This window comes from Limosilactobacillus reuteri, assembly GCF_020785355.1.
GTDB classification, from domain to species: Bacteria; Bacillota; Bacilli; order Lactobacillales; family Lactobacillaceae; genus Limosilactobacillus; species Limosilactobacillus reuteri_I.
This window is the reverse complement of sequence record NZ_JAJGVH010000062.1, coordinates 64,717-77,365: the sequence shown is the minus strand read 5'-3', so window position 1 is coordinate 77,365 and position 12,649 is coordinate 64,717. Positions and strand designations below refer to the sequence as shown.

General features: G+C 39.4%; 9 protein-coding genes. 3 read left to right on the top strand and 6 right to left on the bottom strand.

Annotated elements, in window-relative coordinates; translation table 11 throughout:
- Positions 1 to 352 precede the first annotated feature (352 nt).
- On the top strand, positions 353 to 1,582 hold the full coding sequence (locus LMB56_RS03030) for an IS110 family RNA-guided transposase (protein ID WP_229282092.1): 1,230 nt from the start codon (positions 353 to 355) through the stop codon (positions 1,580 to 1,582).
- A 198-nt stretch (positions 1,583 to 1,780) separates the two neighbouring features.
- On the opposite strand, the gene LMB56_RS03025 is transcribed toward LMB56_RS03030, so the two are convergent.
- The gene (locus LMB56_RS03025) at positions 1,781 to 2,827 is read right to left on the bottom strand and encodes a zinc-dependent alcohol dehydrogenase family protein (RefSeq protein WP_152719111.1); all 1,047 of its coding nucleotides are present in this window, start codon (positions 2,825 to 2,827) and stop codon (positions 1,781 to 1,783) included.
- A 50-nt stretch (positions 2,828 to 2,877) separates the two neighbouring features.
- Positions 2,878 to 4,416, bottom strand: a complete 1,539-nt coding sequence (locus LMB56_RS03020; protein ID WP_229284187.1) for a plasmid pRiA4b ORF-3 family protein — start codon at positions 4,414 to 4,416, stop codon at positions 2,878 to 2,880.
- 143 nt (positions 4,417 to 4,559) lie between these two features.
- Here LMB56_RS03020 and LMB56_RS03015 point away from each other — a divergent pair, with 143 nt between their 5' ends.
- Positions 4,560 to 5,957: a DUF2252 domain-containing protein gene (locus LMB56_RS03015; protein WP_122481544.1), complete on the top strand. Its 1,398-nt coding sequence runs from the start codon at positions 4,560 to 4,562 to the stop codon at positions 5,955 to 5,957.
- A 57-nt stretch (positions 5,958 to 6,014) separates the two neighbouring features.
- Here LMB56_RS03015 and LMB56_RS03010 read toward each other — a convergent pair whose 3' ends face one another.
- The 3 genes from LMB56_RS03010 to LMB56_RS03000 all read right to left on the bottom strand — a co-directional run bounded on the left by LMB56_RS03010 (position 6,015) and on the right by LMB56_RS03000 (position 10,837).
- Positions 6,015 to 6,500, bottom strand: a complete 486-nt coding sequence (locus LMB56_RS03010; RefSeq protein ID WP_229284186.1) for an efflux RND transporter periplasmic adaptor subunit — start codon at positions 6,498 to 6,500, stop codon at positions 6,015 to 6,017.
- Between the two features lie 127 nt (positions 6,501 to 6,627).
- Entirely contained in the window at positions 6,628 to 10,272 is a 3,645-nt protein-coding gene (locus tag LMB56_RS03005) for a KxYKxGKxW signal peptide domain-containing protein (protein WP_229284185.1), read from the bottom strand.
- 391 nt (positions 10,273 to 10,663) lie between these two features.
- Positions 10,664 to 10,837, bottom strand: coding sequence for a hypothetical protein (locus LMB56_RS03000; protein ID WP_163622195.1), 174 nt, complete (start codon positions 10,835 to 10,837; stop codon positions 10,664 to 10,666).
- A 144-nt stretch (positions 10,838 to 10,981) separates the two neighbouring features.
- Here LMB56_RS03000 and LMB56_RS02995 point away from each other — a divergent pair, with 144 nt between their 5' ends.
- Positions 10,982 to 12,019, top strand: a complete 1,038-nt coding sequence (locus LMB56_RS02995) for an aldose epimerase family protein (RefSeq protein ID WP_229284184.1) — start codon at positions 10,982 to 10,984, stop codon at positions 12,017 to 12,019.
- Positions 12,020 to 12,097: 78 nt separating this feature from the next.
- On the opposite strand, the gene LMB56_RS02990 is transcribed toward LMB56_RS02995, so the two are convergent.
- Complete coding sequence (locus tag LMB56_RS02990; protein WP_065533259.1) at positions 12,098 to 12,538, bottom strand: hypothetical protein; 441 nt, start codon at positions 12,536 to 12,538, stop codon at positions 12,098 to 12,100.
- Positions 12,539 to 12,649: the final 111 nt, after the last annotated feature.

Here is a 12,649-nt window from a genome sequence, read left to right as displayed (position 1 = left end):
CTCGTATTCTATAAATATATCCTTACGGATTTTGCTACATTACAACTTGTTTTCTGGTCACCGCATGATAACCTCTAATTATCATTGGCTTTGGTCAACTGGTATAGGTTAATACCTCCTGTAGTTTTTAACTACTTATGAAGTCTGCCGCCCAGCCAATCTACTGATTTTCGAACTCACATGCTGTATCGATTAGATAGTTTACTAATTCAGAGTAGGATTAGGTGCAGCTTTAACTCTCTAACCAATGAATACTGATACTTGCGAGGATGTTTTTAGTGATTGTAATTAGGGGCTATCATGCAGTGATCAGATTAAGACCAGTAAATTTTAATGAAAGGAGGCCATTCCAATGAAACTTTTTGTCGGTATTGACGTTAGCTCAAAAGATTTAGTAACTTCAATGATTTCTGAAGAAACAACTGAAGTTGTTTTCCATGGTAACTTTGTTAATGATTTGAAAGGCGCAACAGAATTAAAAAACATGATTATCGATACGGCGAATTCAAATCATCTCGACCAAGTTGTGATTGGCATGGAAGCCACTTCCATTTACAGCTTTCACCCAGCAATGTTTTTCCAAGAAGACTCGGACCTTAAAAAGTTCAATACACAATCCGTGGTTATCGATCCTAAGAAAACTAAGCGCTATCATGATGTCTTCGCTGAAGATAAAAATGATCAAATCGACGCTTTTTACATTGCTGACTTCCTACGTGTTGGACGCTATTCAGTAGGGATTGTTCGTCAAGAGAACTACATTGCCCTGCAACGCTTAACGCGTTCCCGATATGAGCTTGTTCAAAGCTTAGCTCGGGCTAAGCAACACTTTATTGAGAACCTATACTACAAGCTCAATAAATTAGTAATTTCTGATGAACTGAATACTTCTATCTTTGGTTCAACGATGATGAGTCTGCTAACTGAAGATATGACTACTGATGACTTACTTAATCTTTCGATTACTGATTTAGCCGATTATCTGAATGAACACGGCCGGGGTCGCTTCGCGAACCCTGAAGCCTTGGCGAAAATAATTCAAAAGGCAGTTCGTGCTTCTTATCGTTTAGACAAAGTAATTGCTAATTCAGTTGATACAGTTCTCTCCGTTTATGCCGAGGAAATTAAAGCTTTTCAGAAGATGATTAAAGACCTCGACAAAGCAATTGAGAAAGTAGTTCAAGTAACTGATGAAGAACAGATTTTGCGCTCCATTCCCGGAATTGGACCAGTATACGCTGCTGGTATTTTAGCTGAAATTGGTCAAATCGAACGATTTGATAATGAAGCTAAATTGGCTAAATATGCTGGGCTTTCCTGGCGAGAAAAGCAGTCCGGAGCTTACGCTAGTGATAATACTCCGCTCAAGAGAACTGGTAATGCTTATCTTAGATACTATTTGGTTGAAGCTGCCAACAGAGTTAGAATCCAAGATCCAGTTTTTGGTGAATATTATCGGCGTAAATATCAAGAAGTAAAGCATACCCCATCAAAACGCGCTCTCGTCCTTACCGCACGTAAACTTATTAGGGTGATTTTCTTCCTACTCAAAAATCATCAAATCTATCAGGAAAAGAGGTAATTGGTATAGGAAGATAAACTGATTCTCGACGCTTAGCTTTTAAAACACCTTGGGATCAAGGCTTATTTAAGTGCGTCAAAAATCTGGTCAAAACAAGTTTGTCAGTGATAATTTTATCTTGACTTATTACCACATGACTCTTTTCTCTTCTAAACCTCTCTAACCATCTTAGCAGGAATGAGAAGGAAAAGACAATTATTAGTCCTCGCTAACACGTAATACACAAGCTCCCTTAATATCCCCGTGTTTAACATAGCGTAATGCTTCGTCAGCCTTTGCTAGTGGATATTCGTGTACTTCAGGATGGATATTGAGACGGTCAGCTAATGTTAAGAATTCTTCCCCATCACGACGGGTATTGCTCTCAACACTCGTTAATGTCTTTTCGTGGAATATTTCTTTTTGGTAATTCATCGTTGGAATATCAGTCATATGAATACCAGCTAAAGCCAAAGTCCCACCTGGAACTAGACTAGCTAAAGCCGGCAATACCATATCACCAACTGGCGCAAAGATGATTGACGAATCCAAAGGAACTGGCGCGGGGTCATAGGATCCTTGAACAGAAGCACAGCCCAATTCTAGAGCGAATTTCTTTGCATCCTCACCACGCGTAAAGACATGCACTTCAATTCCCTGGGCAAGTGCAATCTGGGCCGTAATGTGCGCTGAGCCACCAAAGCCATATAGCCCTAGGCGGCCACCAGCGGGAACATTAGCACGTTCAAAGGCCCGATAACCAATAATCCCTGCACATAATAAGGGAGCTGCCTCTAGGGAATCAAACTTTTCCGGAAGTCGATATGCAAATCCTTCTGGAACTGTGACGTATTCTGCATAACCACCATCATGATCCCAACCGGTATAAAGTGAGTGGGGACAGAGATTCTCATGACCTGATCGGCAAAACTTGCATACGCCACAAGCATGCCGAAACCATGGAATCCCAATTCGCTCACCAAGCTTAAATCGTTGTGTTTCTGGTCCAAACCCGACAACTTTACCAACAATCTCATGACCAGGAGTAACGTGTTCGTGGTGAACCGGCAAGTCTCCTTCAGTCACGTGCAAGTCTGTATGACATACTCCACACGTCAATACCTTAACAAGGACTTCTCCCCGTTTAGGAGTTGGCACGGGCTTTTCGGTAAATTCGATTGGTGATTTTTTACCATCAATCGGCCCAGGAGTTGTGACTGCCCAAGCCTTCATTGTTTTCGGAATAGCATTTTCGCGTTTTTCCATCCTTAAAGACCTCGATTAATTAAATATTTCATTCTCTATTGTAGTGCTTTTTATTCATAAGAGTGCCGTATTTTTTCAATTTGACGAGACCATTGATCCTTAAATTTTGGAATGTTTAACGGCTTATTAATAGCTGGATCATCTTTTGCTGCTTGGGTCAACCCTTCTACTCCTCCAATATCATCTAAGATTCCATTTCCAAAACCGCTGATAATTTGGGGACCGGTATGAGCCGGAAGTCGCTTAGGTTTTACTTCCTCAAATTTAATTTTAAAGTTCCACATATCGCCAAAGTCATATACTAGGCTATATTCATGATCAAGATTACAATCGCCTACCCAACTTTGAGTAATATCTTTTGATTGACCAAAGCCACTATCGAGAATCGGCAACTGATAATGAGTATTTCCCTGATGCAGTTCAAATAAGTGGTGCCCGTCTGCATTAAATGCCGCTAAAATTGCAAAGCACAACATGTCCAGTCGCGTATCACCGCTGACGGTAAATCGCCGCCACATTTTAGGATGATAATCACTAAGCTCAACATAAATAGTATATTGTTTATTAACATATTGGATTGCATGCTCGCGTTGATTTCTTACTTGCCGTTGCATATCGCGAATTATACGTTGCAAGTGGTACATCCGCTGTTTAGAACCGAGATCTTTTATTCCCTGACTAATTGCTTGGACAAACAAATCGTAGTCTTCACTAGAGAAAAGATCTTCTGCCCGTAAAAACTTCCCAAATTCGCGAAAGGCATCACTTTTAGAATGAAAGCCGGTATCAGTCGGACGATCATTATGTAGTTTTTCATAGTTAATTAAATAGTGATAGACCAAGGTAATATCATCAAGAACAGATTCACCGAGTGCCTCACAGTAGCCGATATAATCTGCAGCACAATCTAAATCCCGATTAACGATACTCTCGCTTTTTCCACGACTTTCTAAATAACCTTGATAATCATCTAAAATCTTTTCTCCCACCGCTGTTGCATTCATAATATCATTTATTGAAAGCGAACGATAAAGATAGCGACGATTATGTTCATTAAGCTTAGGATGAGTAGCAACCTTAAAGTCCGTAATTGAATAATCTTCAAAAATATCCATTACAACATATTCTTCGTCCGTTGTCTTATTGGTAATGCGTGTTTGTTCCGCTAATTGAAGTGCAATTTCAGCATTGGTCGGGTCTTTTTCCCAATCAATAATTGAATTAGGCCCCATCATAAGATTCTGATACATCTGCAATTGCTGTTGAGTTTCTGGCTGAATTTGGCGTGTAAATACTACTTTGCTAAACTGAGCGTCACGAATCATCCTAATTTTTGCATGAGGAATTGGCGAAACTTCTAATAAACTTAAGAATTCACGTTTAAATGCCGCAATAAAAGATCGTGAGTCATTAAAGCGTTGAGGATAGCGTACAATAATTGGTAACGACATTAAGTTATTCATAATAATCATGAACTCCCCAGTAACACGAATTGTCCAAACATTTGTCTCTAATAGATCAGATGGAGCAATCACCTGTGAATTAATATGCAAATGTTGGGCAAGTGAATTTTCCACTGCAATAATCACCCTATCAACTCCTCCTATAATTTTGCTTATATTAATTTTATTTTGAAAAGCATTATTTATCAACTTAATCAAACCATATTTACAAATAAAATAGAAGATTTAAAATAAGATATAAGTATTGTCTCTGAAAGGATGCGCAACTTTTGATTAATCAAAATCTCGATATCTTTGACTTACGAAAAATTCAAATCAATAAAACCAAAGCTGAATTGGAGAATAATGGTAAACGGCAGCAAAAAGTAGTTTCTAGTGATATGTTAGGAACTTTCACGCCAGTTGATCGGGACCCGGTTAAAATAATTCAGATCACTGAAGCCAACATGATCCCCGAGTTGCTTCCATTGCGCCACCAAAGAATGATTGCCAGTCGCTTTTCATTTTTCCGTGGAACGGCTGAATTAATGGAACATGACCTTAAGCGGCAGGCCCAAAGTAATCTTCCTATCATTATCTGCGGTGATGCTCACGTAAATAATTTTGGCTTTTACGCCTCCCCTGAACGTAAGCTTCTCTTTGGCCTTAATGACTTTGATGAAGCCCGAATTGGAAATTGGGAAAGTGATTTGAAACGGTTATTAGTTAGTGCTGAACTAGCGGGCGAAGAGAACGGTTTTGATCGCAATGACCTTTACCACCTCCTTCAATTAACCACTAAGACCTACCGCCATACTATCAAAAGCGCCAATAAGATGAGTCTTTCCCAACTGTTTTATTTTTCATTTGCCTATGAAGACATGGGAAAAGCGATTGAGTCTTTTGGTGATATTTCAACGCAAATGCAAACAGTCCTTAACAAGGTTCTTAAAAAGAGTCAGCGTAGCAATTCAGAAGAAATAATCCAAAAAATGGCAACTATCAATAATCAAGGGCACCTTGTTTTTCGGGATAATCCACCACGCGCACGTCATCTTAGCGCTGTGCGTTATCAACAGATTGTTAAAGGATATAACAAATATCGCGAAAATGTTCGTCAAGATGTTCGGGTTCTCTTAGCAAACTTTCACATTTCTGATATTATCCGCTACAGTGTCGGGGTTGGCAGTTTCGGAACACGATGTTACTTAATCATGCTTACTGGCAATGATAATAGTCACATCGTTCTACAAGTCAAAGAAGCGATGCCATTGCGTTATAACTTACTTTCCCTTCCTGTCCAGCAAGCGATTAGAAATGGAGGGATCGCTGGTCAAAGAATTGTAACAGCACAACGGGTTCTTCAATCCTCATCCGATCGCTTTTTAGGGAGCACTACTTTTGGCGGTCGTAGTTATTACATTCGCCAGTTCCGGGATATGAAAGAATCAATTAATGTTAATAAACTTGACTTTGAAAGTTTCCAATTCTACTGCCAAACGTGTGCTTATTTGCTAGCGATGGCTCATTTCCAAAGTCCTACTGCACCGATGATCCGTGGTTATTTAAAACATCAAAAGATATTAGATACTCTTTTACCAAATTGGGCTTTAAAGTATGTCGATCAGGTCACAGCAGACTATGGACAATTCAAGTTGGCGATTGCTAAAGGAAAACTAATAAATTAACTGTATATCATTATAAAAAGGACTTGCATTCATCGTTTTGCAAGTCCTTCTTTAATACTATTTATGTTCGTTTAGTTTTTGGCGATATTCCGCTCTCGTCATTTTAACGGGAGCATCCTTTTGTTCTTTTGCAACTCTTTCATGTGATGGTTTGGGCTTGTTTTTCTTGGTAATTTTGATATCACCATAACTTGTTGAAATGGTGGTATAAAGCGGTTGTTCTAGGGGTTGATGATTTTTCTCTTCTAATTCAACTGCTTTTTTAGCATTTTCCAAATTATTACGGGCTGCCTTTACATTTTCCTTTGCCACCAACAGATTAGCAGAAATCCTGTCTAAATTATTTTGAACGTTTTTCAACAATTGACTGCTTGTTTCAATTGTTGTCCGGTCGCCAATCGTTTGAACACCGGCAAATGTACTTTGAGCAGAAAGTACTGCTTGTTTTGCTTCACGGTACTTTTGATTAAACTTTTCATAGGATTGCTGAGCTTGCTCATAAGTCGCTTGCGCCTGCTTTAACGCCATATTTACATCAGCCATATTTTCCCCTCACTTTTTTGGATATAAACTAAAAGGCTGTGGCAAAGCAAACCTTCGTCACAACCCTCTAGTATGTCCGAGCAAATTATAAAATTAAATCCAAGCTAATAATTGCAAAATATAATTATTAGTATTCGCGTTTCTTACCAGCTAAGCCAAGGCCAAACATAGCAGCTGCAGCACCTAATGCGATTGCAGCAACGCCATTTTCGTTACCAGTTTGTGGTAATGTTTCAGCCTTAGTACCGTTTTGGTTGTTGGCAGCCTTGTATTCAGCACGAGTTACGCTAGTAGTTGCAGCAGCTTTCTTGTCAGCTGGTGTAGCAACAGTAGCTTCACTCTTCTTAGTGTCGTTTACAACTGCGCCGTTATCCTTAACAGTGTCGTTGGTCTTTTGATCCTTGTTTGAATCAGTCGTGTTAGTGTTGTCCTTACCCTTGTTGCCTTGGTCACCAGTTGATGGCTTATCTGCTGGCTTGTCATCTGGAGTTGATGGCTTGTCTGCTGGCTTTTCACTAGCAGCCTTCTTAGCAGCTTCAAGGTTAGCATTTGCTAAGTCTAAGTTAGCTTGAGCATTCTTCAAGTTAGCTAATGCATTGTCATAGTTAGTTTGAGCAAGCTTTTGAGCATCTTCTGCATCCTTAACAGCTGGGAAGTCACTAAAGTCACCATTGTTTACGCGATCAAGAATTGCCTTAGCTGCATCAGCGTTCTTTTGAGCATCTTGGTACTTAGCTTCAGCAGCATCCTTGGCAGCATTAGCATCCTTAACAAGGTTGTTAAAGACATCTTGAGCTGCTTGAATCTTGTTCAAGGTAGCAGTCTTGTCAGCTGGTGTAGTTGGGTTAAGGTAGTAATCCTTAAGAGCATTTACTAATGCTTCGGCCGCATCAGTTTGTGGTGCATTGTAACCGTAAACCTTTTGAACCTTGTTAAGCATAGCTTGAGCAGCATTCAATGCGTTTTCTGCATGGTCAGCCTTTAATTCGTTATATGCTGCAGCAGCATCAGTAGCGAATTCATTGTTTTGGTTGAAGGTATCTTGAGCCTTCTTAGTAGCAGCCTTAGCATCTTCTAATGACTTAGTTGCATCATTTACCTTAGCAGTTGCGTCATCGTATGCCTTTTGAGCATCAGCAACTTTTTGGTTTTGCTTTGCAAGAGCAGCCTTAGCATCTTCAAGCTTTGCACCTGCTTGGTTAGCAGCAGTTGAAGCATCATCATATGCCTTTTGAAGAGCAGCTACGTCAGGGTTAGTAGTACCTAACTTGTCAGCAGCGGCAGTTTGAGCATTCATAGCTTCATCATAAGCAGCTTGAGCCTTTTGTTGAGCAGCTTGAGCGTTTGCAAAGTCTTCGCTAGCTTTGTTTACGTTAGCACTAGCAGTTGCATAAGCCTTAGCAGCAGCCAACTTATCTGCAGCAGCAGTTTGGGCATTTACAGCAGCATCATGAGCATCTTGGGCAGCCTTTTGACGAGTCTTGGCATTTTCAAGAGTTTCACCAGCGGCATTTACTTCTGTTTGAGCACCATTCAATGCAGTGTTAGCTTCATCAAATGCTTTTTGAGCCTTAGTTACAGCAGCAGAAGCGGTGTCCCAAGCATCCTTAGCTTGTTGTTGTTCTTCATCGTTCCATTCATTTGGTTCGTTAAAGTAAGCTTCTTCAGCAGCATCAAAAGCAGCCTTTGCCTTACGTTCAGCATCCTTAGCAGCATTCAATTCTGCTTCTGCCTTAGTATAAGCATCACTAGCAACTGTTTGACGGTTGGCAGCTGCATCGTAGTTATCTTGAGCAGTCTTAAGGTCAGCGTTGGCTTCTTCTAAGGCGTTACCAGTTTCGTTAACCTTAGTTTGAGCATCGTTAGCAGCCTTTTGTAATGCAGCCACGTCAGGGTTAGTAGTACCTAACTTGTCAGCAGCATCAGTTTGAGCATTGCGGGCTTCGTCAAGGGCCTTTTGAGCTGCGTTTAATGTGTTGTTAGCATCGTTTAATGCCTTAGCAGCATTTTCTGCCTTAACAGAAGCTTGTTGGTAAGCCTTAGCGGCAGCAAGTTTGTCAGCAGCGGCAGTTTGAGCATTGCGGGCTTCATCAAATGCTTGTTGTGCATTAGCAACATCTTGTTCAAGTTGATGTGCTTGGTTGTACTTGTTAAGAGCATCTGTTTGAGCATTCAAAGCTTCATCAGCAGCCTTTTGCGCTGTTTGTTGAGCAGCTTGAGCGTTGCCAAAGTCTTCGCTAGCCTTGTTTACGTTAGCACTAGCAGTTGCATAAGCCTTAGCAGCAGCTAACTTATCTGCAGCAGCAGTTTGAGCATTTATAGCAGCATCATGAGCATCTTGGGCAGCCTTTTGACGAGTCTTGGCATTTTCAAGAGTTTCACCAGCGGCGTTTACTTCTGTTTGAGCACCGTTCAATGCAGTGTTAGCTTCATCAAATGCTTTTTGAGCAGTAGCTACATCAGCATCTGCCTTGTCAGCAGTAGCTTGAGCAGCATCACGTGCTCCAGTTAAGTATTCAACTGAATAGTCATCAGCATTTTGCAAATCTTGTTCTGCTTGAGAAAGGTCATCATTTGCCTTCTTTTGAGCAGCCTTGGCATCGTTTAATGCTGTTTCTGCCTTAGTATAAGCATCGCTGGCAACTGTTTGACGGTTGGCAGCTGCATCGTAGTTACCTTGAGCAGTCTTAAGGTCAGCATTGGCTTCTTCTAAGGCGTTACCAGTTTCATTAACCTTAGTTTGAGCATCATTAGCAGCCTTTTGTAAAGCGGACATGTCAGGGTTAGTAGTGCCTAACTTTTCAGCAGCATCTGTTTGAGCATTGCGGGCTTCATCAAGGGCCTTTTGAGCTGCACTTAATGTGTTGTTAGCATTGTTCAAAGCAGTAGTTGCCTTTTCTGCATTAGCTGAAGCTTCTTCATAGGCCTTCTTTAAAGCATCAAGGTTAACAGCCAACTTAGCGTTATCAAGAGCAGTCTTTGCTTGAGCTTGTGCACTAAGAGCTGCGTCTAATTGCTTTTGAAGGTTAGCTTGGTTAGCATTTGCTTCGTCAAGGGCCTTTTGAGCAGAAACAATTTGTTCATTAGCATACTTTTCATATGCATTAAGAGCATCAACAGCCTTACCCTTGTTGGAAACAGTTGGGTTTTGGTTATATTCGTTAATTGCATTAATTACGTTTTCAGCTGCTTGTGCTTGTGAACTGTTGTTACCGTAAAGCTTTTGAGCTTCATTAACGGCAGCTTGTGCGGCATTCAAAGCATTGTCAGTCTTGCCATCCTTAAATTGGTTGTAAGCAGCTGCAATGTTTGTTGATGCATCAGTAGCAGCACTGGCAGTTGACTTAGCTGCACTGTAATCGTTAAAGGCTGAACTTGCAACAGCAGAAGTAGAGTTAGCGTTACTTTGAGCTGTGGAAGTTGCTGCACTCTTAGCAGCTGCTACATTTTCTTGAGCAGTACTGTTAGCTGCACTAGTAGTTACAACAGCACTAGAAGCTGCAGTAACTGCATCACTAGCAGCATTAACCTTTTCTTGAGCTTGTGAAACTACATCAGATGAAACATTTGAAGCAGCACTTGTTGTACTTGCGGCATTAGCAGAACTAGTTGTTGCAGTAACAGCAGGTTGGTTAGCAACATCAGCGTGAACTTCGGTGTTGTTAACGTTTGCTAATGTAAGACCTGCCAAAGTGGCCGTAGTCATTAAACCAGCATATACAATATTTTTCTTTGCTTTGTACATTTTGTAGTGTACTTGATTATTTTTCATAAATAATCCTCCCAAAAATAAAAACTTCAAAATAATTGTTGTCTTACAACACCATCATTTTATGTAATCGCCCTTTCTATTTCAAGCCGTTTTCACTTATCTTTCGATTGATAAAAATAAAAAAAAAAAAAACGCCCTTATTTCTGATATATCAATATTCATTCTATAAATTTTAATTACAAAAATTTTAAATTTATATTTTTCGTTAGATCAATATATTCAAATTGTCTATCACTAGATAATAATAAATGCAAAAAAATATAAATATCACTAATATTTACGTTTTAAAATCAGCAATATTTATAAGCTAATTGCATAAGATCACTCGATTAGCAATTTTTGATATTAAGTTTAATTTCTAGTACAAATCCGCTACTAAAAGTTTATGATACTATTTTTCAGAATTTTTTCGCTGATCACTTCCATAACGGTCTTGTTCCTTGATTACACTGCTTTTACGGCGATGCTTATTAATAAAATCCTGTTCAGCAGCAAAAATCATTAAAAAGTCGATAAAATTTTTACTAAAATTCTTTTTAAATTTGTCCCATTTATTTTTGACCATTTTATGTACCTCATAAATATCATCTATCTTTGCTTTTATTTATTCTAGCATATCTATTTTTGTGCAAACGATTGCGTAATTTTAAAATAAAATTGTGGTAAAATAGAATTTGTAAAAGCGCTTACTTCAAGGAGGAAATATTTTATGGAAATATCTAAAGTACCATTCGGAACCTACAAAGGCGATCCAGTAACAAAATACATTTTAACGAACGATAACGGTGTGCAAGTAGGAGTTCTTGATTTTGCCGGTCTACTTCAATCTTTTAAGGTTCCAACAAAAGATGGTGGTAAGGCCGATATGATTTTGACCTCTGAAAACCTCGATGAATTTACTAATAATGGCTTTTGTACCAACCGTTTAATCGGCCGGGTTGCTGGACGAATTGCAGATGGTAAGTTCAGTATTAACGGTAACGATTACCAAATCGAACAAAATGAAGGTAAAAATGCTCTTCATGGTGGAACTAATGGTTTTTACAATCATATTTGGCACGTTGACAGCACAGAAGCAACTGACAATTCTGTTTCAATCACTCTTAGTTTAACCTTAAGTCCTGAAGTTGATACGTATCCTGGTAAGATGCATGTTACTGCAACCTATACCTTAACTAATGACGACTTCCTTTCACTTAAGATGGCGGCTACTACTGATGCAGATACATTGTTCAATCCTACCAACCACACCTACTGGAATATGGCAGCAGCAAATGTTCCAACGGTGGATCAATTAAAGCTTTATGTCAACTCCGAAAATCACTTAGCCGTTGATGACGGCAAGATTCCAACTGGTGAAAAGATCGCTAACGAAGGAACTCCATTTGACTTTAGTACTCCAACTACAATGGGCGATGCGCTAGAAAAAATGAGTTCAACTAAGGAAAACGGTTTTGATGATATTTGGGAAGTTACTCCTAGTCTCACGAAACCAGTTGCCACACTTGAAGATCCAGAAAGCGGTCGAAAGATGAGTCTTTACTCTGATCGTAATGGCTTAGTTATGTATACGATGAACTTAGATGATGCAGCAGTTTACAATCATGGACAAGTTCATCCCCACCTTGGATTAGCAATGGAAGCGCAAAATCTTTCGGATGCACCTCATCACCCAGAATTTGGCGATATTACTTTACATCCGGGCGAAGAAAAAGCATACACCATTAAATGGCACGTTGAATACTAATTAAATTACCAAGTGAAATGCACTAAAAAAAGAGATCGACAATTTGCCGATCTCTTTTTATGTGTTAGGAATTATAAATTAGTCTTTGTCATCTGGGTTATACTTCCCAGCCTTTTGAAGGATTTCCTTTGCCTTTTCAAGGTAGTGGTGTTCTGCACGGAATGCCTTGATCTTGCCACCTTCATCATCGGTAAGAGCTGCTAGCTTTTCATCAAGTTCCTTAAATTCCTTGTTAAGGTCCTTGATAACGCCTTCTTCATCTTCCATGTAAACATAGTGATTTTCTGCTGGATCTTTACGACCTTCGCCAGCACGCTCTTCAAGCTTTACTGCATCTTTGTCTACTTTCCAAGCATGCTTAAGGATTGACTTAATATCCTTAATTGTTTCGTGTTGAGCAGTACGGTGCTTCTCATTGTCAACACTATCTTCAATCTTTGTTAAGTGTCCTTCAGCATCTGCAATCTTCTTTGCAATACGGTCCAAAGCCTTAAGTTGACGTTTTGCGTAATCAGCCATAAATAATTACCTCCTAATATAATAGCTATAATTCCTAATTCACTTTTATTATATTTTTATAATTTAAATTATACAAATAATACGTCTTAAAATTATAGTTAATTTTATTTC

What these genes read in the sequence shown, in the direction of transcription:
- LMB56_RS03030 (WP_229282092.1), top strand. Translation starts at nt 353, where the DNA reads ATGAAACTTTTTGTCGGTATTGACGTTAGCTCAAAAGATTTAGTAACT.
- LMB56_RS03025 (WP_152719111.1), bottom strand. Translation starts at nt 2,827, where the DNA reads ATGGAAAAACGCGAAAATGCTATTCCGAAAACAATGAAGGCTTGGGCA.
- LMB56_RS03010 (WP_229284186.1), bottom strand. Translation starts at nt 6,500, where the DNA reads ATGGCTGATGTAAATATGGCGTTAAAGCAGGCGCAAGCGACTTATGAG.
- LMB56_RS03005 (WP_229284185.1), bottom strand. Translation starts at nt 10,272, where the DNA reads ATGAAAAATAATCAAGTACACTACAAAATGTACAAAGCAAAGAAAAAT.
- LMB56_RS03000 (WP_163622195.1), bottom strand. Translation starts at nt 10,837, where the DNA reads ATGGTCAAAAATAAATGGGACAAATTTAAAAAGAATTTTAGTAAAAAT.
- LMB56_RS02995 (WP_229284184.1), top strand. Translation starts at nt 10,982, where the DNA reads ATGGAAATATCTAAAGTACCATTCGGAACCTACAAAGGCGATCCAGTA.
- LMB56_RS02990 (WP_065533259.1), bottom strand. Translation starts at nt 12,538, where the DNA reads ATGGCTGATTACGCAAAACGTCAACTTAAGGCTTTGGACCGTATTGCA.